The organism is Novosphingobium profundi, assembly GCF_020524485.1.
In the GTDB taxonomy this organism is placed as follows: Bacteria; Pseudomonadota; Alphaproteobacteria; order Sphingomonadales; family Sphingomonadaceae; genus Novosphingobium; species Novosphingobium profundi_A.
In genome coordinates this window covers 24,877-49,023 of record NZ_JAIVLF010000008.1, presented here as the reverse complement: position 1 = coordinate 49,023, position 24,147 = coordinate 24,877, and the positions used below count along the sequence as shown (strand labels likewise).

General features: G+C 65.4%; 22 protein-coding genes. 13 read left to right on the top strand and 9 right to left on the bottom strand.

Annotated features, from left to right (window positions below; translation table 11 throughout):
- Positions 1-93 precede the first annotated feature (93 nt).
- Positions 94-1,410: a hypothetical protein gene (locus LC060_RS19990; RefSeq protein ID WP_226638467.1), complete on the bottom strand. Its 1,317-nt coding sequence runs from the start codon at positions 1,408-1,410 to the stop codon at positions 94-96.
- Between the two features lie 424 nt (positions 1,411-1,834).
- On the opposite strand from LC060_RS19990, the gene gyrA reads away from it, so the two are divergent.
- Entirely contained in the window at positions 1,835-4,549 is a 2,715-nt protein-coding gene (gene gyrA, locus LC060_RS19985) for a DNA gyrase subunit A (RefSeq protein WP_413465145.1), read from the top strand.
- Entirely contained in the window at positions 4,546-4,902 is a 357-nt protein-coding gene (locus LC060_RS19980) for a DUF952 domain-containing protein (protein ID WP_226638465.1), read from the top strand. Before gyrA ends, LC060_RS19980 begins: the two co-directional genes overlap by 4 nt.
- Before the next feature lie 99 nt (positions 4,903-5,001).
- Here the strand turns inward: LC060_RS19980 and LC060_RS19975 are convergent, their stop codons facing one another.
- Positions 5,002-5,688, bottom strand: a complete 687-nt coding sequence (locus LC060_RS19975; RefSeq protein ID WP_226638464.1) for a hypothetical protein — start codon at positions 5,686-5,688, stop codon at positions 5,002-5,004.
- Between the two features lie 172 nt (positions 5,689-5,860).
- On the opposite strand from LC060_RS19975, the gene trmFO reads away from it, so the two are divergent.
- Positions 5,861-7,225: a methylenetetrahydrofolate--tRNA-(uracil(54)-C(5))-methyltransferase (FADH(2)-oxidizing) TrmFO gene (gene trmFO / locus LC060_RS19970; protein ID WP_226638463.1), complete on the top strand. Its 1,365-nt coding sequence runs from the start codon at positions 5,861-5,863 to the stop codon at positions 7,223-7,225.
- 63 nt (positions 7,226-7,288) lie between these two features.
- Here the strand turns inward: trmFO and LC060_RS19965 are convergent, their stop codons facing one another.
- Both LC060_RS19965 and LC060_RS19960 read right to left on the bottom strand, forming a co-directional pair.
- The gene (locus LC060_RS19965) at positions 7,289-7,774 is read right to left on the bottom strand and encodes a hypothetical protein (protein WP_226638462.1); all 486 of its coding nucleotides are present in this window, start codon (positions 7,772-7,774) and stop codon (positions 7,289-7,291) included.
- Positions 7,775-7,849: 75 nt separating this feature from the next.
- A complete protein-coding gene (locus tag LC060_RS19960; RefSeq protein WP_226638461.1) occupies positions 7,850-8,563 on the bottom strand; it encodes a hypothetical protein in 714 nt (237 codons plus the stop codon).
- A gap of 276 nt (positions 8,564-8,839) precedes the next feature.
- Between LC060_RS19960 and LC060_RS19955 the strand changes: the two genes are divergently transcribed.
- Genes LC060_RS19955 through LC060_RS19945 form a run of 3 tightly spaced genes read left to right on the top strand, consistent with a single transcriptional unit; the run spans position 8,840 to position 12,011 of the window.
- On the top strand, positions 8,840-10,732 hold the full coding sequence (locus LC060_RS19955; protein ID WP_226638460.1) for a Tad domain-containing protein: 1,893 nt from the start codon (positions 8,840-8,842) through the stop codon (positions 10,730-10,732).
- On the top strand, positions 10,729-11,325 hold the full coding sequence (locus LC060_RS19950; protein ID WP_226638459.1) for a TadE/TadG family type IV pilus assembly protein: 597 nt from the start codon (positions 10,729-10,731) through the stop codon (positions 11,323-11,325). The genes LC060_RS19955 and LC060_RS19950 overlap by 4 nt, the downstream gene beginning before the upstream one ends.
- Positions 11,322-12,011: a TadE/TadG family type IV pilus assembly protein gene (locus tag LC060_RS19945; protein ID WP_226638458.1), complete on the top strand. Its 690-nt coding sequence runs from the start codon at positions 11,322-11,324 to the stop codon at positions 12,009-12,011. Before LC060_RS19950 ends, LC060_RS19945 begins: the two co-directional genes overlap by 4 nt.
- 84 nt (positions 12,012-12,095) lie before the next feature.
- On the opposite strand, the gene LC060_RS19940 is transcribed toward LC060_RS19945, so the two are convergent.
- The 3 genes from LC060_RS19940 to LC060_RS19930 form a co-directional block, all read right to left on the bottom strand.
- Positions 12,096-13,481 carry a pyruvate dehydrogenase complex E1 component subunit beta gene (locus tag LC060_RS19940; protein WP_039393437.1) on the bottom strand — a complete coding sequence of 462 codons (1,386 nt, stop codon included), beginning with the start codon at positions 13,479-13,481 and terminating at the stop codon, positions 12,096-12,098.
- A complete protein-coding gene (pdhA, locus tag LC060_RS19935) occupies positions 13,481-14,569 on the bottom strand; it encodes a pyruvate dehydrogenase (acetyl-transferring) E1 component subunit alpha (protein WP_226638457.1) in 1,089 nt (362 codons plus the stop codon). The genes LC060_RS19940 and pdhA overlap by 1 nt, the downstream gene beginning before the upstream one ends.
- 182 nt (positions 14,570-14,751) lie before the next feature.
- Complete coding sequence (locus LC060_RS19930; protein WP_226638456.1) at positions 14,752-15,063, bottom strand: FtsB family cell division protein; 312 nt, start codon at positions 15,061-15,063, stop codon at positions 14,752-14,754.
- Between the two features lie 406 nt (positions 15,064-15,469).
- Here LC060_RS19930 and exbB point away from each other — a divergent pair, with 406 nt between their 5' ends.
- The 7 genes from exbB to LC060_RS19895 all read left to right on the top strand — a co-directional run bounded on the left by exbB (position 15,470) and on the right by LC060_RS19895 (position 21,490).
- Positions 15,470-16,204: a tonB-system energizer ExbB gene (gene exbB, locus LC060_RS19925; protein WP_226638524.1), complete on the top strand. Its 735-nt coding sequence runs from the start codon at positions 15,470-15,472 to the stop codon at positions 16,202-16,204.
- Between the two features lie 6 nt (positions 16,205-16,210).
- Positions 16,211-16,636 carry a TonB system transport protein ExbD gene (gene exbD, locus LC060_RS19920; protein WP_226638455.1) on the top strand — a complete coding sequence of 142 codons (426 nt, stop codon included), beginning with the start codon at positions 16,211-16,213 and terminating at the stop codon, positions 16,634-16,636.
- A gap of 2 nt (positions 16,637-16,638) precedes the next feature.
- Complete coding sequence (locus LC060_RS19915; RefSeq protein ID WP_226638454.1) at positions 16,639-17,418, top strand: energy transducer TonB; 780 nt, start codon at positions 16,639-16,641, stop codon at positions 17,416-17,418.
- 53 nt (positions 17,419-17,471) lie between these two features.
- Positions 17,472-19,823, top strand: a complete 2,352-nt coding sequence (locus LC060_RS19910; RefSeq protein ID WP_226638453.1) for a TonB-dependent receptor — start codon at positions 17,472-17,474, stop codon at positions 19,821-19,823.
- Positions 19,824-19,899: 76 nt separating this feature from the next.
- Positions 19,900-20,583, top strand: coding sequence for a Fe2+-dependent dioxygenase (locus LC060_RS19905; protein ID WP_226638452.1), 684 nt, complete (start codon positions 19,900-19,902; stop codon positions 20,581-20,583).
- A 5-nt stretch (positions 20,584-20,588) separates the two neighbouring features.
- Positions 20,589-21,173 (top strand): ferric reductase-like transmembrane domain-containing protein, encoded by a 585-nt coding sequence (locus LC060_RS19900; protein WP_226638451.1) that lies wholly within the window; start codon positions 20,589-20,591, stop codon positions 21,171-21,173.
- A complete protein-coding gene (locus LC060_RS19895; protein ID WP_226638450.1) occupies positions 21,170-21,490 on the top strand; it encodes a PepSY domain-containing protein in 321 nt (106 codons plus the stop codon). The genes LC060_RS19900 and LC060_RS19895 overlap by 4 nt, the downstream gene beginning before the upstream one ends.
- On the opposite strand, the gene LC060_RS19890 is transcribed toward LC060_RS19895, so the two are convergent.
- Together LC060_RS19890 and LC060_RS19885 are read right to left on the bottom strand one after the other, a co-directional pair.
- Entirely contained in the window at positions 21,487-23,004 is a 1,518-nt protein-coding gene (locus LC060_RS19890) for an efflux transporter outer membrane subunit (RefSeq protein WP_226638449.1), read from the bottom strand. The two genes, LC060_RS19895 and LC060_RS19890, sit on opposite strands and share 4 nt — an antisense overlap.
- 23 nt (positions 23,005-23,027) lie before the next feature.
- Positions 23,028-24,140, bottom strand: a complete 1,113-nt coding sequence (locus tag LC060_RS19885) for an ABC transporter permease (RefSeq protein WP_226638448.1) — start codon at positions 24,138-24,140, stop codon at positions 23,028-23,030.
- Between the last annotated feature and the right edge of the window lie 7 nt (positions 24,141-24,147).

The window sequence follows — 24,147 nt, the reverse complement described above, 5'->3', positions numbered from 1 at the left end:
CGATGGACACCGGGTCCATCGCCTCCTTTTTTATATTGCCCGCAGGCCCGGGCGGCGACCGGAAGGTCCGGCCGCCCCGCCCTTATCCGTCGATCAGGACTTGCTGGCGGCGTAGGCCGACCACAGCTCTGCGACCGGCTTCGAGGCGCCGCCAACCTTGGCGAGGGTCGCCTCGGCCTCGGCGAACTTGCCCTGGCGTGCCTGCGCGATACCGAGGCGCAGCGCGACGGTGTTCGCATCAACGCCCGGCTTTTCAAGAGCGCGCGCGTAGAAGGTCTCGGCCTTGGCATTCTCGTCGTAGCTCAGGAACACGTCGCCCGCGTTGGTCAGCGTGGCAAGGGTCGCGCTGGGCTTGGCCGCTTCGGCTTCCTGCGAGGGCAGCGAGGCCTTGTCCGACTTCACGCGCGCTTCGGTGTCCGCCTTTTCGGTGCCCAGGTCAGCGCTCGCGAGCGCGCCCTTGGCAAGACCCTGGTTCATGATCTTGAGCGCTTCACCCGGGTAACCGCGCGGGTCGGCGTTCTCGAGGTACTCGAGGTAGTCGCGCTTGTCCTTCATCGCCTGCGTTTCGTACATCAGGCGCATGAGATCGAGGTTCTGCTGCTTGGGCAGGCTGGCGAGCTGGCGCACGATCGAGGACGAGATGTACCAGGTGTCGGGCGAGGGATAGTTCTCGGCCAGCATCGCGGCGTATTCGGTCGAGGCCGCAAGGTCCTTGGCGTCATAGGCCGACTGCAGCGCGGCTCGCAGCGAGCTTTCTGCCGGCGCACGGCCCGCAGCCTGGGCTGCCGCAATGTCTTCCTTGACCATCGCGAGCGCCGCTTCGGGGTTGCCCGAGCGCTTGTAGGTGTCGGCCAGCAGCAGGTCGAGCTGGTTGTTGGGATCCTGGTAACCGGCGTCCTTTGCCGCCTTCAGGTACGGTGCGGCGGACGCGAAGTCCTTCTGCTGGTAATAGGTGACGCCAAGGTCGTAGTTGACCGGGCCGATCTGCTCGGGCGCGACCTTGCCGCTGTCGAGGCGCATCTTGAGCGCCTTGATCTTGAGGTCGTTGTCCTTCGAGATGATCGCGAAGAAGCGCATGAAGTCACCCAGGACGTTCTTGTCGTCCGGGGTTGAGGCCACGCTCGCCGCCTTCTCGTAGGCGGCCTTGGCGTCACCGCCCAGCTCCGCGTTCATCACCGCAACGGCCGCCGCCATAGTCTGGTCATTGGGGGTGCCGCCCAGTTCGGCGCGGGCCTTCTTGTCAGCTTCCTGGATGGGAATGAATTCGGCGACGAACTCCTTCGAGTAGTCAGCCGAGCCACCCTTGTCCTTCTTGGCAGCGACAGCGGCCGTCGGGGCCACCGAAACCGCAAGACCGCTCGAGAGCGCGACCGCAAGGGCCACACGGGAAATCAGGAATTTGCGAGCCATGATCCAGGCTTACTCCTCTTGCACTGCGGGGATGCGCTTCGTGCGCCTCTCCCGGGTAAATTCGACAGTCCGCCGCGTGATGGCGATGAATTCCACCGTTGGCAACCTTGCAGCCGACCTAAAGGCTTACGGCTTAACGCGGATTGAATGCACTTGGCCGCAGCATGTTCCCCGGGTGTCTCAGTCAAGGATCCGCCCAAGGCCCTGCGGCCAGCACGTCACACCTTGAATTTGTGGAAAAGAACGTTCGAATTGGCGCCATGTGCATGCTTGTGGTGGCAATCGCCCGATCCATGCCCTAGAGCCGACTATCCGTTCCTGAAAGCTTGGCAGAAGACGATACTAGCGCGTGAGCGACCAGACCGAAAACCTCGACCCGACCGCCCCTGACGGCGAATACGCTCGTATCGACATCGTCGATGAGATGAAGTCGAGCTATCTCGATTATGCGATGAGCGTGATCGTGAGCCGCGCGCTTCCCGACGTACGCGATGGCCTCAAGCCCGTGCACCGGCGCATCCTCTATGCGTGTCAGGAGGCCGGCTACGTGGCAGGCAAGCCTTACCGCAAGTCGAGCCGCATCGTCGGTGACGTCATGGGTAAATACCACCCCCATGGCGACAGCGCGATTTACGATGCTCTTGCGCGCCTGACGCAGCCCTGGTCGATGCGCCTGCCGCTGGTCGATGGTCAGGGCAACTTCGGCTCGATGGACCCCGATCCACCGGCCGCGATGCGTTACACCGAGGCCCGCCTCGACAAGAGCGCCAACGAACTTCTCTCGGACATCGACAAGAACACCGTCGATTTCGCCGACAACTACGATGGCTCGGAAAGCGAGCCGACGGTCCTTCCCGCCCGCTTCCCCAACCTGCTCGTCAATGGCGCAGGCGGCATCGCGGTCGGTATGGCCACCAACATTCCCCCGCACAACCTGGGGGAGGTGATCGACGGCTGCTTCGCGTTGATGGACGATCCGACCACCAGCAACGAACAGCTGTGCGAGATCATCCCGGGGCCCGACTTCCCGACTGCCCCGCTGATCCTGGGCAAGAGCGGCGCGCGCAACGCCTACACCACGGGCCGCGGCTCGATCATGATGCGCTGCCGCCACGAGATCGAGGAAGGCCGCGGCGACCGCCGCTCGATCGTCCTCACCTCGATCCCCTACCAGGTCGGCAAGAACAACCTGGTCGAGAAGATCGCCGAGGCCGCCAAGGACAAGCGCATCGAAGGCGTCTCGGACATCCGGGACGAATCGAACCGCGAAGGCGTGCGCGTGGTCATCGACCTCAAGCGCGACGCTTCGCCCGAGGTCGTCCTCAACCAGGTCTGGCGCAACACGCCCGCGCAGTCGAACTTCGCGGCGAACATGCTCGCGATCCGGGGCGGCCGCCCCGAGATCATGAGCCTGCGCGACATCCTGCAGGCCTTCATCCATTTCCGCGAAGAGGTCATCACTCGCCGCACCAAGTACGAGCTGAACAAGGCGCGCGACCGCGCGCACATCTTGCTCGGCCTGGTCGTTGCGGTCTCGAACCTCGATGAAGTGGTCAAGATCATCCGCGGCTCGTCCAACCCGGCCGATGCCCGCGCCAAGCTGCTCACGCGCGAATGGCCGATTGGCGACATCGCGCCCTACATCCGTCTCGTCGAGGCGATCGAGCCCAACGCCGAGGAATCGGACGGTGTCTACCGCCTGTCCGAAGTCCAGGTCCGCGCGATCCTCGACCTGCGCCTGCACCGTCTCACGGCGCTCGGCCGCGACGAGATCGGGGACGAGCTCAAGGAACTGGCCACCGCGATCGAGGAATACCTCTCGATCCTCGCCGACCGCGTGAAACTCTACGGCGTCATGCGCGACGAACTGAAGGCCGTGCGCGACGCTTACGCGACTCCGCGCATGTCCGAGATCACCGCTGCCTTCGACGGTATCGACGACGAGGACCTGATCGAACGCGAGGACATGGTCGTGACCGTCACCATGGACGGCTACATCAAGCGCACCCCGCTCTCGACCTTCCGGGCCCAGGCGCGTGGCGGCAAGGGCCGCGCTGGCATGGCGACGAAGGAGGAGGATGCCGTTGCGACGATGTTCGTCACCTCCACCCACAACCCGGTGCTGTTCTTCTCGACCGCAGGCAAGGTCTACCGCCTCAAGGTCTACAAGCTGCCCGAAGGTGGCCCGACTACCCGCGGCCGTCCGATCATCAACATGCTGCCCGCCCTCGACAAGGACGAGACGATCCAGACCGTACTCGCTCTGCCCGAGGACGAGGCGGAATGGGGCAAGCTCTCGGTCGTGTTCGCCACGTCGAAGGGCAACGTGCGCCGCAACCTGATGGACCTGTTCGCGAACATTCCCTCCAACGGCAAGTACGCGATCAAGTTCGACCTCAACGCCGATGGCACGCCGAGCGATGACTACCTGATCGGCGTGGCGCTGCTCAACCCGGATACCGACGACGTGCTCCTCGCCACACGCAAGGGCAAGGCGATCCGCTTTGCCGGCGACCAGGTCCGCGCGTTCTCGAGCCGCACCTCGACGGGCGTGCGCGGCATGAACCTCAAGGACGACGACCGGGTCATCTCGCTCTCGATCCTGCACCGCGTGGGCACCGAATCGGAGGAACGTGACGAGTACCTCAAGTTCGCCCCCTGGAAGGGTGAGCGCGAAGGCACATGCTCGCTGTCCGAGGAACGCCAGGCCGAACTGGCCGAGCGCGAGGAATTCATCCTCACGGTCTGTGCCAACGGCTACGGCAAGATGTCCTCGGCCTACGAGTACCGCCGGATTGGTCGTGGCGGCCAGGGCATCACCAACATCGACAACATCGCCCGCAATGGCGATGTGGTGGCCAGCTTCCCGGCGACACGCGAGCAGCAGCTCATGCTCATCACCGACCAGGCCAAGATGATCCGCCTCCCGCTCGAGACCATGCGCGTCATCGGGCGCGGCTCGGCGGGCGTGCGCCTCTTCAATGTCTCCAAGGGCGAGCAGGTCGTGGGCGCGGTGCGCCTCGATGAACCCGCCGAAGAAGAAATCGAAGACATCGTCGTCGAGGCGGGCACGGACGCTCCGGCATCCGACGCCCCGGCTCCGGACAGTGAAGCGCCCGAAGGCGACGCCGAGGCATGAACAGCGGCCCTGCGACCACGGGCGTCGCCTACAAGATCCTGACCGCGCCGCAGATGGAAACACTGCTGCGCGACCAGGCTTTCACGGGCGCACCGATCGATCTGGCCGATGGCTATATTCACCTGTCCGACGCCGGACAGGTGAATGAAACCCTGGTCAAGCACTTTGCCGGACAGAACGATCTGCACCTTGTCGCAGTCAATCTCGATACGCTCGAAGGCGCCATCCGCTGGGAAGTCTCGCGCGGCGGCGCGCTGTTCCCCCACCTTTACGGCGAACTGCCGATGTCGGCCGTGATGGCGCACGCTCCGGTTTCACGCGATCCGGATGGCGAGCTGATTCTTCCGGCCTGACCAGCAACCTCACCTCGCGCGCGCCAACCTGGCCGCGAGAGGTGCGCTCGACATTATGGGGAGCCCGAGGGCGATGGCCCTCGGACGTTACTTTTTCCCTTAGAAATCGTCCCAATCGACCCGCGCGATTTCCTCACGCTGGCGCAGCTCTCCGGTGACGCCTGTCGCCAGGACCAGATTGCCGAAGTAGAGCGCGAGCCAGGCGATGACCGCCTGCGGCGCCTCTCCCGCCAGGTATTCGGGCACCGTGATCTGGAGGACGCCGCCCACCACTATGAGAACACCGCCTACCCCGACGCGGCTTTGCGCAAAGGTGCTCATCCAGGCCGAGGCCGCCAGCCCGCCCAGTGCAAGGCCATAGAACAGCGGCACGGGAACGCCGACACGGCTCGCGGCGAAATAGCACAGGAGCGGCGTCAGCAGGAAAAGCCCGGCCGTTCCGATCCGCCTGTTGATGTCAGGATCGTGGCTTCGATGGCTGAGAAACAATGAGAGCCCGGCAAACCAGCCCAGCATCAGCACGATCCGCGCAAAGCCTGGATAGAAGCCTGTCAGCGCGCCCGCCAGCGCCTCGAACCCGAGCATGGCGGCGAGAAGCTGGGTATCGCGTCCCTTGTGGCGCAGCAGCGCATAGACCGCGAGCAAGGCGAACGGCAGCGCTTCCAGAGCCATCCAATAGACACCCGGAACCGGGGTGCGCGAGACAAGGAACCAGGCATGTCCGAGTGCCAGCGCCAGGCTGGTGAGGAGCCAGGGACGTCGTTCCACGAGTGCGCGCCGGGGCATATCTGTCTTGCAACCTCCATCATCGGCGCCCCGCCGCATCGGTATATGGGTGCAAGCGCCTGAATATCCCTGTTTGTCCGTTCCCGTCGGGCAAGTCATCCCCCCAAATCGGGTTCGTGCCCAGCAATCCCCCTCTTCCCGCCAGCGAGCAGAACGGCTAGGCGCCTCAGCCATGACACAGAAGGTTCACATCATCGGCGGCGGCCTGGCTGGCAGCGAGGCCGCCTGGCAGCTGGCCCGTCGCGGCTTCCAGGTCCGCATCTCGGAAATGCGCGGCACGGGCGAAGGCACGCCTGCGCACCAGACCGATGGCCTCGCCGAACTGGTGTGCTCGAACTCGTTCCGCTCGGACGATGACGAGAAGAACGCGGTCGGCCTCCTCCACCATGAAATGCGCGCGTGCGATTCGCTGATCATGGGCGCGGCCAAGGTCGCTGCGGTCCCGGCGGGCTCTGCGCTCGCGGTCGACCGCGACGTGTTCTCCGCCGAAGTCGAGAAGCGTCTGTCCGCGCTGGACAACGTCGAGATCGTGCGCGAGCGCGTCGACCAGCTTCCCACCGAAGGCACGACCATTGTCGCGACCGGTCCGCTCACCGCCGAGGCGCTGGCTGGCAGCATCGGCGCGGCGACCGGTGCGGACAGCCTGGCCTTCTTCGACGCCATCGCACCCATTGTCTACCGCGACAGCATCGACATGGACATCTGCTGGATGGCCTCGCGCTGGGACAAGCCCTCCAAGGTCGGCGGCGGCACCAAGGACTACATCAACTGCCCCATGACCAAGGAGCAGTACATCGCCTTCCACCAGGGCCTGGTCGATGGCGAGAAGACCGTGTTCAAGGACTGGGAAGCCAACACCCCCTACTTCGACGGCTGCATGCCGATCGAGGTCATGGCTGAACGCGGGGTGGAGACACTGCGCTTCGGGCCGATGAAGCCGGTTGGCCTCGACAATCCGCACTGGGCGACCCCTGAACATCCCAACGGCCGCTGGCCTTACGCCGTTGTCCAGCTGCGCCAGGACAACAAGCTGGGCACGCTGTGGAACATGGTCGGCTTCCAGACCAAGCTCAAGCATGCCGAACAGGTGCGCCTGTTCCGCACCATTCCGGGCCTGGAGAACGCGGAGTTCGCGCGCCTGGGCGGCCTGCACCGCAACACCTTCCTCAATTCGCCTGTCCTGCTCGACCGCCAGCTGCGCCTCAAGACCGCGCCGCACGTGCGCTTTGCCGGGCAGATCACCGGCTGCGAGGGCTATGTGGAGAGTTCTGCGGTGGGCCTCATGGCCGGACTGATGACGGCGGCCGAACTGACCGGACGCACCTGGCAGGCCCCGCCCGCGACCACCGCCATGGGTGCCCTGCTCTCGCACATCACCGGCGACGCGGAGGCCGAGAGCTTCCAGCCCATGAACGTGAACTTCGGCCTCTTCCCACCGCTCCACGAGGTCTCCAAGAAGCAGCGCAAGGAGGCCTACACCGCGCGCGCCAAGGAAGAAATCGGCCCCTGGATCGCCGGTCTCACCCCGGCGGCCTGACGCCCTCTCAAATCCTGTCCAGCGCCCGACAGTTCCCGTCAAGCGCTGGACAGAAGCACGACCTCAATCGCAGGCGCACTTGGGTTTCGGCTTGGGCTTGCGGCGTGGCGGAGCCGTCCGCGCGAACTCTTCAGGCGTCAGCCAGTCGTTCCCATCCACATCGGCGTACTCGAACTTGTCGACCGTGGTGACGGCCCACTCCTCGAAGGTGAGGAGGTTGTTGCCATCCGTGTCGAGCTTGCGGAACGCCGACGTCCGCGTCGAGAGCATCTCGTTGCGCGAGATGCGGCCATCGCTGTCGCGGTCATAGCGTCCGAAGCGGCGCTGCTCGCGCGAGAGTTCGTCCGCCTCGGGCGGCGCAGGCCCCACCAGAAGTTCCAGATCGTCCGCCGCATAGGACGGTAGCGCATCGTCATCCCCGCTCCCCAGCGTGGGAATGACATCGGGCGGCGGCGCGGCGCTCTCCACAAGAGCGCGTCCCTGCATCCAGAACAGGCCAAGCGCGACGAGACACAGGGCCCCGAAAGCTCCCAGCACGACGCGGCTCATCTCCACCCCCCTTCGCGTAGAACCAAGAGTGGCGGAAATCCCCCTCTACGTAAAATTACAGATTGTTCACTACAACTAGCGACCGAGCAGTCCGACCCCGATGGCGCGCATCAAGGCGCCGGGCGAACGGGCCGCCTCTTCGCTGCCCTTGGCATGACGCCGTGCCGAAAGCACCTCGAGGACCTTGAGCGGGCGCAGCGCGCGCGGCACGCGGCCACGCGTCGTCGCGCCGTTGTTGGCCAGGAGGCGTTCGACCGCGGCGCGCTCCTCCTCCTTGCTCAGCCGGACGGCGAGATCGCTCAGCCCCCAGGCGCGGCCGATGGCTTCGGCCTGCCCTGCGGCGCCTGCGCAGCCGACTTCCTGGGCGAAGGCGCCAAAGGCCCGCGCGCGGCCGTCTGCCATGGATTGCAGTGCCCCGTGCGTCAGCGGTGCGGGCGCAGTGAGCGCTTCCCAGCCATCGACGAGCGCCACCGCGCCGTGATGTCCGCCCGTCCAGCTGCGAAAGGCCGCCAACAAGGGCTCCCCCTGCGGCCAGGCCGACGCGTCCTGCCCCAGCGTCTCGCGCCACCACGAGAGCCGCAATTGCGCCAGCATGGGCTCGGAGGAGTGGCGCAGCAGGTTGGCGAGCCGCGCGTCGAGCGCAAAGAGCGCGAGCGTCTGCAAGCGGGTGCGGTGGGGCGCATAGGACAGCGCAAGACGGGCCAGTGGGGAAAGCGAGGCGAGCAGGCTTTCCTCGATCTGCGCGGGGCTCAGCGGAGCGGGTCCGGCGGCGGATTCTTGTTCAGACACAGCTGCGCCTCTTAACTTCCGTCGCCACACTTGCAAGCGTTGCGCGCGCACCGGCCAGGCACGAGACCCCCGCCACGGCGCGCAATTCCGCCATTCCTTACCTGCGCGCACTGCAAACGATACCATTCGGCGATCCGGGAAACTGCCGGGATCCACATTAACTACGATTGATCCGCATTTTATAAGGTTTTTAGCGGTATTTCGGTCGTAGCTACCCCAGCAGGCATTTACCAACCGATGAACCATAGGACGCGTCCCCCGGGACAAGGTGATAGCATGCGACAGGCCCTGTCCTGCCTTCGAAGGCTTGCGCGTGAGCGCAGCGGCAACACCTTCCTGATCTTTGCAGCTGCGGTGACGCCACTGCTCGCGCTCGTCGGCGGAGGGATCGACATGGGTCGCAGCTACCTGTCCGAGACCCGCCTCCAGCAGGCCTGCGATTCGGGCGTGCTCGCCGCGCGCAAGGCGCTGGGCTCACAGGTCGTGACCACCGGCGCGGTTCCCACCGAAGTCTCGGTAATCGGCAACCGCTTCTTCAATGGCAACTTCGGCGAAGGGGCCTACGGCTCGCGCGAGCGCACATTCCAGATGGCGCTGGAGAACGACTTCTCAATCTCCGGCCTGGCCAGTGCCTCGGTGCCCACCACCATCATGCGCATCTTCGGGAGAACGCATATTCCCGTTCGCGTACGCTGCGAGGCGAAGCTCAATTACTCCAACACCGACGTGATGATGGTGCTCGACACCACAGGCTCGATGGACCTCACCAACGCCGGAGACAGCGAGCCCAAGATCGCGGTCTTGCGCCGCGTGGTGAAGGACTTCCACGCCCAATTGGAAGGCAGCAAGACGCCGGGCGTGCGCATCCGCTATGGCTTCGTGCCCTATTCCACCAACGTCAACGTGGGGTACCTGCTGCGCTCGGACTGGATGGTCGATACGGCCAGCTACGAGGGCCGCATCGCCAAGAGCACTGGCAAGACCGAAACCGTGCCCAAGTACAAGTACACCTACCAGACGCTCAGCGGCACACGCACCTCGGACGCAAGCTGGTTCGACACCGAGTGCCCGGGCGACACCGCAACCTGGCAGATGATCGCCTATGGCTCGGGCACCGGCTACGAGGTGTGGGACACGCGCGTCAAAGGCGACACCTACGCCTGCGCGCCCGCCGATGGCGGCTTCACCGTAACGCCGACCCGCTACACCGATTATGTCTACCGCACGTTGAAGCAGGAAGATGGTGTCGAGACCAAGGAAGTCTACAAGTGGCAGTACAACAGCGTCGCGCTTGACGTGCGTTCGCTGAAAGGTTCGTCTGGCAGCGCACTCTACAAGGGCGGCGCGCTTCGCGTGCGCATGTACGGAAGTCCCTCGCCCACGCCCCAGAACATGTCGGCTGGCTTTCGCGGCTGTATTGAAGAACGCGATACCTACCAGATCACCGATTATGACAACGTCGATCTGACCAAGGCGCTCGATCTCGACATCGACCGGGTCCCCGAGGCCACCCAGCCTGGCACGCAGTGGCGCCCGATCCTGCACGAGATCTCCTTCGAGCGCGCCTGGTCGGCGACCGGCGGAAGTTTCTCCAAGCAGCCGGTCATGACCGACGAGAACTACATGCAGGCCAACAATTACGGCGTCACCGCCTGCCCTTCGCGCGCGCACAAGCTGGCCGAGATGACCGCTGGCGAAGTCGCGGGCTATGTCGACTCGCTCAGGCCCGAAGGCAGCACCTACCACGACGTCGGCATGATCTGGGGCGGACGCCTGCTGTCCCCCACCGGGATCTTCGCCAGCGAGAATGCGGACGTGAACCAGCGCCCGACGACGCGCCACCTGATCTTCCTGACCGATGGCGAGACGGCACCCAATGACTTCAGCTATGGCAGCTACGGGATCGAGCCGCTGAGCGAACGCCGCTGGTCGCCCTCCTCGCCCTACTCGCTGACGCAGACCGTGGAGAAGCGCTTCTCCTATGCCTGCAGCGAAGTGAAGAAGAAGAACATCACCGTCTGGGTGATCGGCTTTGGCACCGAGATGACCGACATGCTCAAGACCTGTGCGGGGCCAGGCCACTGGTTCCAGGCGGACAACGCCGACCAGCTCAACGATGCCTTTGATGCCATTGCCAAGGCCATGGGCGACCTCCGGATCGTGCAATGAGGCGGCGCGAACTCTTCCAGGCCTGGGCGCAGGACCGGCGCGGCGTTGCGGCGGTGGAGTTCGCGCTTGTTGCCCCCGTCATGCTGCTCACGATCTTCGGCCTCTTTGACCTGGGCTACAACGTCTACACCGCCGAACAGCTCGAAGGCTCGATCCAGAAGGCCGCGCGCGATTCGACCATCGAAGGCGCGGCGGGCCGCGCAAGCCAACTCGACGAGCGGGTGCGCGAGGCGGTCCATGCGATTGCTCCGGCCGCCGACCTGACTTTCGAGCGCACGGCCTACGCCTCGTTCTCCGACATCGGCGCGCCGGAGGACTTCACCGACGTCAACGGCGATGGCATGTGCAATGAAGGCGAACCTTTCGAGGACGCCAACGGCAACGGGGTCTGGGACGCGAGCCAGGGCACGCGCGGCCAGGGCAGCGCCCGCGATGCGGTGCTCTACGAGGTGGAGGTCACCTATCCGCGCCCCTTCCCCGTCACCGCGATCCTGGGCATGGGCGACACCTTCACGATGCGTGCCCGCACGGTGCTGCGCAACCAGCCCTACGAAACCAACGACGCCCCGCCCAGCATCGGGAATTGCCCATGATCCGCCAGCTCTGCCCGATGATCGCCACGGCCGCGCGCCGTCTCAAGGCCCTGCCCGGCGCCCGTGCAGGCGTAGCGGTGACCGAGACCGCGCTGGTGCTCCCTTTCTTTCTGGGCGCCGGCCTCGCCGGGATCGAACTTGCCAACTACTCGCTGACGACGCTGCGCGTGGGCCAGCTGGCTGTCCAGGTCGCGGACAACGCCTCACGCATCGGCGACATCTCGACGCTGGAGAACCGAAAGATCTACGAGGCCGATATCAACGACCTGCTGCTCGGCGCGAAGGTCCAGGCCGGATCGGGCATGGATCTCTACGAGAATGGGCGGGTGATCGTCAGCAGCCTGGAGGTCAATGCGGACGGCGAGCAGTACATCCACTGGCAGCGTTGCATGGGCACGCTCAAGATGGTGTCCAGCTACGGAGAAGAGGGCGACGAGCTTTCGAATGGAATCGGACCGGACGACCGCAAGGTCCTCGCCCAGAGCGGCGATGCGGTCGTCTTCGTGGAGATCGCCTACACCTATCAGCCGCTCATTTCCCAAGCCCTGATGGGCGCACGCCGGATCGAGAGCATTGCCTCCTACACGGTGCGCTCGAGCCGGGATCTGTCACAGGTCTACCAGGTTGAAGGCCTGGCTCACGCGCCGGTTTCCTCCTGCAACAAGTTCACCGACACCGCCGCCTGAGCGCCACGAAAAAGGGCCCGCGACCGCATGGTCACAGGCCCCTTCCTCAATTCTTGCGCCGCAGCCGAACTGCGGCGGTCACGATCAGCGGTAGCAGACCTTCTTGACCGCTTCGATGACGCGGTCGGTGTCGATCAGCGCGGCGTGCTCGAGGTTCGCGGCGTACGGCAGCGGAACGTCTTCGTTGCACACGCGGGTGACCGGCGCGTCGAGATCGTCGAAGCCCTCTTCCATGCAGATCGAGGCGATCTCCGAGGCAATCGAGCAGACCGGGAAGCCTTCTTCGGCCACCACGATGCGGTTGGTCTTGGCGAGGCTTTCCAGCACCGCTTCCTTGTCGAGCGGACGCAGCGTGCGCAGGTCGAGGACTTCGGCATCGATGCCTTCCTCAGCCAGCTTCTCGGCGGCTTCCAGAGCCACACCCACGCCGATCGAGTACGAGACGATGGTCACGTCCGAACCTTCGCGCATGATGCGGGCCTTGCCGATCGGCAGGACATGGTCATCAAGCTCGGGCAGCTCGAAGTTGCGACCGTAGACGAGCTCGTTCTCGAGGAAGACCACCGGGTCCTCGCTGCGGATCGCGGCCTTGAGGAGGCCCTTTGCGTCCGAGGCGTCATAAGGCGCGATGACCACGAGACCGGGAACGCTGGCGTACCATGGGCCGTAGTTCTGCGAGTGCTGCGCACCCACGCGCGAGGCCGCGCCGTTGGGGCCACGGAACACGATCGGGCAGCGCATCTGGCCACCGGACATGTAGTTGGTCTTGGCGGCCGAGTTGATGATGTGGTCAATCGCCTGCATGGCGAAGTTGAAGGTCATGAACTCGACGACAGGACGCAGGCCGCCCATCGCGGCGCCCGTGCCGATACCGGCGAAACCGTATTCGGTGATCGGGGTGTCGATCACGCGCTTGGGACCAAATTCGTCGAGCAGGCCCTGGGTCACCTTGTAGGCGCCCTGGTACTCGGCGACTTCCTCGCCCATCACGAACACGCGCTCGTCGCGGCGCATTTCCTCGGCCATCGCGTCACGCAGCGCATCGCGCACGGTCGAGGTCTTCATGTTGGTGCCGTGGGGCACTTCGGGATCGCGCTTCTTGGGCTTTTCCTCGGTCGCGAGCTTGGCGGTGCCGCTGGTGGCCGAAACGTCCTGGATGACGTCCGACTTGACCTGCTGCGCTTCGACCTTGGGCTCGGCGGGCGCTTCAATGGAGGAAGCGTCTTCGCCTTCGCCGGCCAGCATGGCGATGACCGTGCCGACCTTCACGCCTTCGGTGCCTTCCTCGACGAGGATCTTGCCGACGGTACCTTCATCGATGGATTCGAATTCCATCGTCGCCTTGTCGGTCTCGATTTCGGCGAGGATCGTGCCCGAGGACACTTCGTCGCCTTCCTTGACCAGCCACTTGGCAAGCTTGCCCTCTTCCATCGTCGGCGAGAGCGCGGGCATCTTCAGTTCAATCGCCATCAGTAGCGCTCCACCAGCACGTCAGTATAGAGTTCGGACATTTCGGGTTCGGGCGAGCTTTCGGCGAAATCGGCCGCTTCGGAGATCTGCTTGCGCACGGTCTTGTCGAGGTCCTTGAGCGTATCTTCGGACATGCCCAGTTCGACCAGTTCGGCCTTGGCATGTTCGATCGGGTCACGCTTGTCGCGAACGCCCTGCACTTCCTCGCGGCTGCGATACTTGGCGGGATCGGACATCGAGTGACCACGGTAGCGGTAGGTGTTCAGCTCCATGAGCACGGGGCCATTGCCGGCGCGCACGTATTCGAGCGCGATCTCGGCGGCCTTGCGCACTTCGAGGACATCCATGCCATCGACCTGCATGCCCGGGATGCGGAACGCGCTGCCGCGGCGATAGAAGTGGGTCTCGGCCGAGGAGCGGTTGACCGCGGTACCCATGGCGTACTGGTTGTTCTCGATCACGAAGATGATCGGAAGCTTCCACAGCGCGGCCATGTTGAAGGCCTCGTAGACCTGGCCCTGGTTTGCGGCACCATCGCCGAAGTAGGACATGGCAACGCCGCCGTCTTCGTTGTACTTGTGCGCGAAGGCGAGGCCCGCACCCAGCGGCACCTGCGCGCCGACGATACCGTGACCGCCGTAGAACTTGTGCTCGACACTGAACATGTGCATCGAGCCGCCCTTGCCCTTGGAGATGCCCGCGGCACGTCCGGTGAGCTCGGCCATGATGACCTTGGGGTCGATGCCGTAGGCAAGCATGTGGCCGTGGTCACGGTAGCCGGTGATGACCGAGTCCTTGTCGCCGTCGAGCGCGGACTGCAGGCCCACGGCAACGGCTTCCTGGCCGATGTAGAGGTGGCAGAAGCCACCGATCAGGCCGAGACCGTAGAGCTGGCCCGCCTTCTCTTCGAAACGCCGGATGAGCAGCATCTGCTCATAGAGCTTGAGCAGCTCTTCCTTGTCCGCCTTGTAGCGCTTGTCGCCTTCGAGGGCCTGCTGGAGGCTGCCGAGATCGAAGTCGTCTTGGGTGGCTGGCGTTACCGGCGTATCGGTCGTGCCGGACGCGGCGTCAGTCTTTGTTTTGGGCAATGCTGCTCCCCCTGGGGTAAGGATGGCTTCGTCCACGCGATATAGGGAGATCGCTTGGATACGGGAAGCGTTCCAACCCTGAATCGAGGCCGATTCAAAGCACTTTTTGTACCATTCGGCGCAACTAGCCTTGCAAAAAAGTGCATAGTCGCCGTTTTCCGGGACGCACGGGAGGGCGCGATTCAGGGAAGCAGGAGAACCTTTTCATCGGGACGGGCGACATTGAGATTGCTGCGCAGCAATTCGCCGGCAAGATCGGGATCGACGTGATCCGGTGCGAGCAGGTTCACCCGATTGCGCAAGCGGTCACGCTTGTCCTGCAAGTCCGCAAGGCTCGTCCGGCGCTGTTCGAGCACACGCTGGTTCTCCCCCCAGGCGAGCAGACCGCTAGGCCCAGCCACGGCAAAGGCGCCCATGAGCAGAAGCGCTGCTACGGGCAGCCCCTGCACAAGTCGCTTTCGCACGATGGTAGTATCGCCCCGCATGGTCCTCATAAACTCGATAGAATCACAACTGATTCGCCCTGACAAGCGCTAATTCTAGGCGATTCGCCCATTTCGATACAGAGGCGCGCACAACGGTCCGTCCGATACCCGGAACGAATTGTGTCGATAAGTTGCAAGCCCCTGTGACGTGCCTTCCAGAACGCAGGCAGGCGCGATTGGTTCCAGGTCACGACCCGCCCCGTCCTGCGAGCATTTTCCAAGGCTTTCCGGCACTTCCCAGCGGAGAAGCGACGTGCCCCAAAGTCCGCTAATGCGAATCTCTTGCAAAACTCTTGCAAACCTTCGCAACCCATGCGAATGGCTCGCAACAACATACAGCAGACATCTCCGGGCAACGCTCGGAACATCAGGGGGACATACGATGATCACTGGCAAGAGGCTTGGGGTGCCTGCCATGATTGCTGCACTGCTCGCGACCAGCCCGGCCCACGCCGCGGCCGTCGCCCTTCCCGAGAATCTCTCGGTCGGCGCCATGTTCTGGCAGGCCGACTGGCTCGTCAAAGTCGTCATGATCGGGCTGGGCCTCGCCTCGCTTGCGACCTGGACGATCTTCGTCGCCAAGCTCATGGAACTGCGCAAGGCCAACGCCGCCGAGAAACAGGTGCATGACCAGCTCGTCTCGCTGCGCTCGCTGCGCGACGCCGCGCTCGACGGCAACCTTGCCTTTACGCCGCTGGTGCGCGAGGCCCTCGCCGAACTGCGCCTCTCCAGTGATGCGCTTTCCGATCCTGAAGGCATCAAGGAGCGTGTCGTCTCCCGTTTCCAGCGTCACGAAGCGCTGGTGACCCGGCGTATGACCCGCGGCGTCAACGTGCTCGCCACGATCGGCGCGACCGCTCCCTTTGTCGGCCTGTTCGGAACGGTCTGGGGTATCATGAACAGCTTCATCGGGATTGCCGAGAAGCAGACCACGAACCTCGCCGTTGTCGCGCCCGGTATCGCCGAGGCCCTGCTGGCGACTGCCATCGGCCTTGTCGCGGCGATCCCCGCCGTCGTCATCTACAACCACTTCGCGCGCCAGATCGCCGCGCACAAGGCGCTCGTCTCCGACAGCGCGGCCGCCATCCTGCGTCTCGTCTCGCGCGACCTCAGCCGCGGGCAGGCCATTCCGCTCGCCAAGGAAGGCTGAGGCGCCATGGCGATCCAGCTCTCCGACGGCGGCGAGGACCTGCCGGTCAACCACGACATCAACGTGACGCCGTTCATCGACGTCATGCTGGTGCTGCTCATCATCTTCATGGTGGCCGCGCCGCTTGCGACCGTCGACGTCAAGGTCGACCTGCCCTCCTCCACTGCGGCGCCCGCGCCCAAACCCGAGGTTCCCGTCTACCTGACACTGCGCCAGAGCGGCGAGATGCGCGTGGGCGAGACGGTGGTCTCGGCCGCTGCGCTGGGTGAGGCGATCACGCGTGCCACTTCGGGGGACCGGGAACAGCGCGTGTTCCTGCGCGCGGACAAGAGCGTGACCTACGAAGCGATCATGGACGCGATGAACGTCCTGCGCTCAGCTGGCTATCGCCATGTCGCCCTGGTGGGGGCTGAACAGGGCGCGGGAGCCTGACCATGCGCAGCCCCGACCTCCTTGATCCGGGCGCGCGCCAGCGCTGGGCCGGGGCCATCGGCATTGCCCTTGGGGGACATGCCCTGGCGCTTGTCGCGGTGCTCCTGTGGAGCCGCGACACAGTGCCGCCCCCGCCCGAGCCGGTCGTCCTCGTCGAGCTGCCCGAAGGCGCCTCGGCCCCGGCGGCCTCGCAGGCTGACGCTGAAGCAGCCGCCACGCCCGAAACCACGCCGCAACCGCCTCAGCCGACGCAGCCCCAGCCCGCGCGTGCCGAGCCACTCCCACCTCTGCAGGCCGCCGATCCCCTGCCGAGTGAACCGCGCCCGATGCCGCGCCCCGTACCGGTCGCTCTTGCGCAAAGTGCGCCCGTGGCAACGCCTGAGCGCGCGGTCTCGGTGCCTGCCCCGCCGGCTCCCGCTCCGGTCAGCCGTAGCACGGGCAGCGGGACGAAGGGCAAGGGCCCGGGCACCAGTGCCAAGGCGCGCAAGGCCCAAGCCGACTACTTCGCGATGATCGCCGCGCACCTGCAACGCAAGAAGAGCTATCCCAAGGAAGCCAAGAAGGCTCGCCAGCAAGGCACCGTGACGGTGCGCTTCACTGTCGCGCGCGACGGATCGGTCAGCGCCGTCTCGATCAAGACCTCGAGCGGGCACGATCTGCTGGATGGGGCCACGCTCGACCTCTTGCGCCGCGTGGCCCCGCTGCCGCGCATGCCGTCTTCCATGGAGCGCGACAGCGTCACGCTGGCGCTCCCGATTGATTACTCGCTGCGCACCGACTGAACGGCGCGCCGCCACAAGCCAGAACCAATCACATTCGTAATGAGGGAAGTTTCGTGAAAAAGAACTCCGGGGGAATCCTGCGTCCAACCAGCCTGCGTGGCTCGGGCCTGCGCCGTTCGGGCACGGCCGCCCTGCTGGGCGTGACCGCCGCCACGTTCGCCGTGCCGGCCATCGCGCAGGAGGTCGAGGACGAGGAAGAGATCCAGCTCGAAACGCTGCAGATCGAGGACCGTGCGGCCGACGTCAATCCGTACACCTCGCAGGGCGCACCCTACAAGGCGCGCGTCTCGGCCGACCCGCGCCGCGTCAAGCCGCTCGCCGAAACCCCCGCCACCATCACCGTCGTCACCGAGACGCAGATGGAGGAAGCGGGCACGACCGACCTGAAGGAAGTGCTGCGCCTGCAGCCGGGCGTCACCATCGGCACGGGTGAAAACGGCAACGCCTTCGGCGACCGCTACATCATCCGCGGCGAGGAAGCGCGCAGCGACGTCTTCGTCGATGGTCTGCGTGATCCCGGTATGACCACGCGCGAGAGCTTCGCAGTCGACCAGGTCGAGATCACCAAGGGGCCCAGTTCCACCTTCGCCGGACGCGGCGCCTCGGGCGGCGCGGTCAATGCGATCACCAAGTCGGCGAGCACGGACTACTCGTTCCACAAAGTGGACCTGGGCGTGGGCACCGACAGCTTCTGGCGCGGCACGCTCGACACCAACTGGGCGCTGGGTGAGAACGTCGCGGTGCGCGCCAACCTGCTCTACGCCAACCAGGACGTGCCGGACCGCGATCCCGCCTACCGCGAGCGCTGGGGCGCCGCTGTCTCAGGCCTCGTGCGGGTGAGCGAGGACGTGCGCGTCCAGCTCGACTACTACCACCTCACCGCCAAGGACCGCCCGGACCTCGGCGTCTACGTCGCGGCCAGCGACGAGAATGGCTACGGCGAGACCTTCGATGACCTGCCCAGCTATGCGCAGGACGAGGACTTCCTGAAGTCCGACGTCGACACCGTCACGGGCCGCATCTTCATCACGCCGATGGACGGCTTCGAGATCGTCAACTCGACCCGCTATGGCAAGAGCCACAACGGCTACGTCGCAACCGGCGCGCGCGGGGACAGCACCGGCGGCTCGATCTCGCTCAGCACCCACCAGGGCTGGCAGGACGTGAGCTACTTCGTGAACCAGCTCAACGTGATCGGCCGCTTCGAGACGGCGGGCCTTGCGCACAACCTGATCGTGGGCAGCGAATATTCCGACCACAAGGTCCGCAACGGCGCGTACGAAACCAGCACGCAAGGGGCGACCAACTGCGAAGTCGCGGGTTGGGGCGGCGTGCGTCCGGCCTACTGCATCACCGATGCCAACGGCGAGCAGATCATCGAGGACGGTGCGATCCGCAGCCTGCTCCAGCGCGACATCACGAAGGGCAGCTGGGACTCCTTGTGGCACATGCGCACCTTGTCCTTCTACGCGATGGACACCGTGGATGTGACGCCCTGGCTTTCGCTCAACGGCGGCGTGCGCGCCGATGCCATCGACTTCGCGCTTTCCACCTACAGCGCGAGCAGCGATGCGCGCTCCGACTACTATATCAACGACACCTTGTGGAACGGCCATGCCGGGGTGAGCCTGAAGCCGATGGAAGAGCTCATGCTCTACTTCACCTGGTCGACCGGCTCGAACGTCAACGGCGGCGAATCGGACCTTGGCTCCAATTGCGGTTACGGCGGCCTGTGCGTCGATCAGAACGTCCCGCTTTCGGCCGGCAAGCCCGAGAGCTCGGAGTCCTTCGAAGTCGGCGCCAAGTGGGACCTGTTCGACGATCGCCTGCTGCTCACCGTCGCCGCTTTCCAGACCACCAAGGACGATGTCTACGAAACCGCCGGCCGGGGAAGCGACTACACCCCGAGCGGCTCGCTCAACACCGGAAAGACCCGCGTGAAGGGCATCGAGATCGGTCTGGTCGGCAACATCACCGACCGCCTGTCGGCACAGATCGGCGGCTCGATCATGGATGCCAAGGTGCTCGACAGCTACAGCGCCGACAACATCGGCCTGACGCTGGCGAACTTTGCCGACAACCAGGTGACGGGCCAGGTCCGCTACCAGGCGACCGATGCATTCGCCTTCGGTGTCACCGGCACCTACAAGAGCGCGATGTACGCCGGCCAACCCGACGCAGCGGCAAGCTACAACGCGCAGATCGGCCGCTACACCTTCCGCGTGCCCTCCTCGACCGTGTTCGACGCCTTCGCCGAGTACAAGTTCAACACGAACTTCTCCGCGCGCATCAACGTCCAGAACATCGGCGACGAGGACTTCTACACCGCCGCGTACCGTTCGGGTGCCTTCCTCTACAAGGGGGACGAACGCCGCGGGACGATTACCCTGACCGGCCGCTTCTGATAGGCCATGGCGCGGCGGGCGTGCTCGGGCACGTCCGCCGCGTTTCCTATCCTTTCTTGCCCGGACACCGTAACGCATGCTGATTGTCATCGAGAACCTGCTCGCTTCCGACGAGGTCGCGGATCTGCGCGCGCGCCTCAACGACGCGCGCTGGATCGACGGAAACCAGACCGCGGGCACCCGCTCGATCGCGGTCAAGCAGAACCTCCAGGTCGACCGCGAGTGCCCGGTGGGGCGCGAGCTTTCCAACATCCTCCTGCGGCGCCTCGGCGAAACCCCGCGCTTCGTCTCGGCCTCGCTTGCCGAGAAGATCTGGCCCCCGGTGTTCAATGCCTACCAGGACGGCGGGCACTACGGCACGCATGTCGATTCCGCGCTGATGCGCGACAATGCGCGCGGTCTGACGCTGCGCAGTGACCTCTCCGCCACAATCTTCCTCTCCGATCCCGACAGCTATGAAGGTGGCGAACTGGTCATCGAGCAGGAGTATGGCGCGCAGGGCGTGAAGCTGGCAGCGGGCGACATGGTTCTGTACCCTTCCAGCAGCCTGCACCAGGTCACGCCCGTCACCTCGGGCCAGCGCCTCTGCGCGATCCTGTGGCTGCAGAGCGCGATTGCCGACGCCGCCGAGCGTGCGCTGCTCTACGATCTCGACCAGTCGATCCAGGCGCTGTCAGCCGACCGCGCGGTCGATGATCCTGACGTAGACCGGCTGATCCACGTCTACCACAACCTCGTGCGCCGCTGGGCGCAGGTCTGAGAGCGATGAAGCGCGCGCGCCTCTCGCTCCTCGTCAGCCTGGCGCTGGCCATTCCCGGCCTACTCATGGTCTGGGACCTGCTCGCGAACGCGGCCTGGCCGATGGACCTGCTGTCGCCCAGCGGGGAGCTTGCCGTGCGCCTGATGGTCCTGGCCATGCTGCCCGGCCCACTTGTCGAACTGGTCGGGCCCAACCGCTTCCTCAAGGGATGGCTGCTGATCCGCCGTAACCTGGGGGTTGCAGCCTTCGGCTACGGCCTGCTGCACCTTGCCTTCTACGTCATCGACATGACGCCCGAGGGCATCGTCTCTGAACTTGGCCTCCCCGGCATCTGGACGGGATGGCTGGCGCTCGCCTGCCTGCTGGTGCCCGCCTCGATCAGTTTCAACACGGCCGTTCGCAGGCTTGGCCGCCGCTGGAAAACGCTGCAGCGCCTCGTCTACCCTGCTCTTCTCCTTGCCCTTGCACACTGGTTGCTGCTGGGCTGGAGTTCCACCCCCGCCCTCATCCACGTCGCACCGCTCGTCCTCGTCTGGGTCGCCCGCGCGTGGAAACGCCATCGTATCCGCAAGGGAGCCTTCGCCGCATGACCCGCCTGTTCAATTCGCTCGCCTGCGCGGGCTTTGCCCTCTCGGCCCTTGGCCTTTCTGGGCCTGCCCTCGCCGATGGCGACGTTGCCTGCAAGGCTGGCCCAGAGGCCAACTGGAAGCCTATCGAAAAGCTGAAGAAGAAGGTCTGGCAGGAAGGCTGGACGCTCCTCAAGATGCAGGTCGAGGGCGATTGCTACGAGGTCTACGCCCGCAACAACGCGGGCCAGGTGCTCGAGGCGTTCTACCACCCGGTGACGCTGGACAAGCTTGTCGTCTATCGTCGCGGCACCGAGATCTACCGCAAGAAGGGCTTCTAAGGAGCGCCCTCTCCCCCGGCGGGATCGCCTGGCGGCACGTTGCCCACCGCCTTGTTCACCGCGATGAAGCGGGTGCGCAGGTCGCCCTCGCTTTGGGCAAGCTCGCGCTGCGCGCCCAGAACCGCGCGGCGCGCATCAAGCAGCGGCAGGTAGCTGACGTTGCCCGCCGCATAGTTCGCCTGCACCAGATCACGCCGCCGCTCGGCCCCGGCAAGCCGCGCCGCCAGTTCATCGCGGCGGCTGCGCTCGGCGCCATAGCCATTGAGCGCATCGTCGATCTCCTGCCAGGCGCTCAGCACCGTCTGCTGGAAGCGCACCGCCGCCTCGCGCTGCTCGATCCGGCGTAGCGCGACAACACTGCGGCGGCGCCCGCCATCGAAAAGCGGCAGGTTGAGGCTGGGCCCCACCGACCAGGTGCGACTGCCCCAGTCGAAGAGGCTTTCGCTGCGATAGGACTCAAGGTTGAAGCCTCCCCCGAGGCGAATGCTGGGATAGAGGTCGGCCACGGCAACCCCGATCTCGGCCGTGGCTGCATGGAGCTGCGCGGCTGCCGCGCGAACATCAGGCCGCCCCAGCGCCACCTCGGATGGGAGCCCTAGCCCCAGATCCGGATCAATCGGCGCGCCCGTACCGGCAGGCGGATCGAGAAGATCCGGCAATCCCCACGGGCGCTCTCCGGTCAGCACTGCCAGCGCGTTGATGAGTGCCGCCTCCTGCGCGCGCAGCGGGGCAAGAGTGGCCTGCGCACCGGCTCGCGCCATCGTCTCGCCTTCGAGCAGCGTGTGCCCGTCGAGCCCGGCTTGGACCCGCGCGCCCACGATCTCCTCGCGCTCTGTCAGGATGTCCCGGTCCTCTTGCGCCAGAGATAGTTGGCGCTGCACGCTGCGCAGTTCGACATAACTGCGCGCAACCTCGCTCGCCACCGCCAGGCGCGTCTGCTCCAGCGTGGCGGCCTGGCCTTCCACGCGGGCATCGGCCACTTCCAGCGAACGGCGCACTTTGCCCCAGAGGTCCGGCTCCCACCCGGCGTCGAAGCCGCCCTGGAAAAGCGTGAAGGGATTGGCGAGAAAGCGCGCCATCTGGTCGCGCTCGGCCTCACTGCCAATCACGTCGAACAGGCGGGTCGACGCGCCGTTCTCGCTCAGCCGCTGGCGTGTGACCGAACCTGACAGGTTGACCTGGGGCAGACCTGCCGCCTCCGCACCGCCGCGCTGCACCCGCGCCGCAGCAAAGTGAAGCGCAGCGCTCGCAATGTCCGGGTTCGCCACTAGGGCGCGCGCCTCCAGATCGTTCAGCACCGGGTCGCCCCAGAGCGTCCACCAGTCGGCGGGCAGCGCCTCACCGTCCGTCGCCACATCGTGCAGCGCGGCATCGCCCGAGCGCCAACTGTGCCAATCGGCTGGAACCTCAAGCGACGGCGCCGCATAGTCCGGCCCCATCGTGCAGGCCCCCAGCGCGAGGGCGAGGAGCAGCGGCGAAGCCGTCGTTCGGGCAAGCAAGGAAAGGTCGGTCATGCAGCGTCTCGCAGGTTCCAGGTTCAGGCCAGACGGTGGCGAAAGAGCCATGCCGCAAGCGGCAGTGTCAGCGCCGCGATCACGAACATGGGGATGAAGTCATGGTAGATGTCGGCAAGGCTCGCCCCTTCCAGATAGACCCGGCGCACAAGGTCGACGCCAAAGCGCAAGGGGTTGGCGTAGGTCGCGACCTGAAGCACCTCGGGCATGTTGCGCACGGGCGTGATGAGCCCCGAAAGCAGCGTTAGCGGCATGATGATGAGGAAGGTATAAAGCATCGCCTGCTGCATGTTGAGCGCCACCGAGGACAGCGACATGCCGATCCCGACCGAGGCCCCGGTAAAGCCGAGCAGGCCAAGGTAGAGCAGCCAGACCGATCCGCTCATCGGGATGTCGAACCAGAACAGCGAGATCAGCAGCACGATCGTCGATTGCAGCATGCCGACCACGATCGAAGGCACCGACTTGCCGACCAGTATCTGCAAAGGGGTGAGCGGGGTGACGAGAAGCTGGTCGAAAGTCCCCTGCTCGCGCTCACGCGCGACGGAGAGCGCGGCCAGGAGCAGCGTCTGGAGCATGCTCAGCGTCGCCACCATGGCCGGCACGATCTGCCAGCGCGATTCCAGATTGGGATTGAACCAGGCCCGGCGTACGAGTTCGAGCCCCGGCCCGCCTCCGCGCGCCGCGTTGAAGGCGGCCACCACCGAGGCGACATAGCCCGAGGCCGAACCCGCCGTCGTTGAATTGCGCCCATCGAGGATCAGTTGCACCTGTGCGCGGCGCCCGGCGGCGAGGCTCTCGGCAAAGTCCGCCGGTATCGCGATGACCATGAGCGCGCGCTGCTCGTCGATCACCTGCGCAATCTGGTTGGCGTTGGCGAGCGTCGCCTCGCGCCGGAACACACCCGTGCCATCAAGCCGGGCCAGCAATTCGCTGGAAGCTGCGCTGTGGCTCTGGTCGAGCACCGCATAAGGCACGTTGGTAAGATCAAACGAGGCCGCGTAGCCGAACAGCAAGGTCTGCACAAAAGCGGGCGCGAACAGGACGATGCGGTTGGCGGGATCCTTGAAGATCGCCAGCAACTCCTTGCGGATCAGCGTGAGGATCGGGAAGATCAGGGCGCTCAGGGCTTCCATCGGCGCG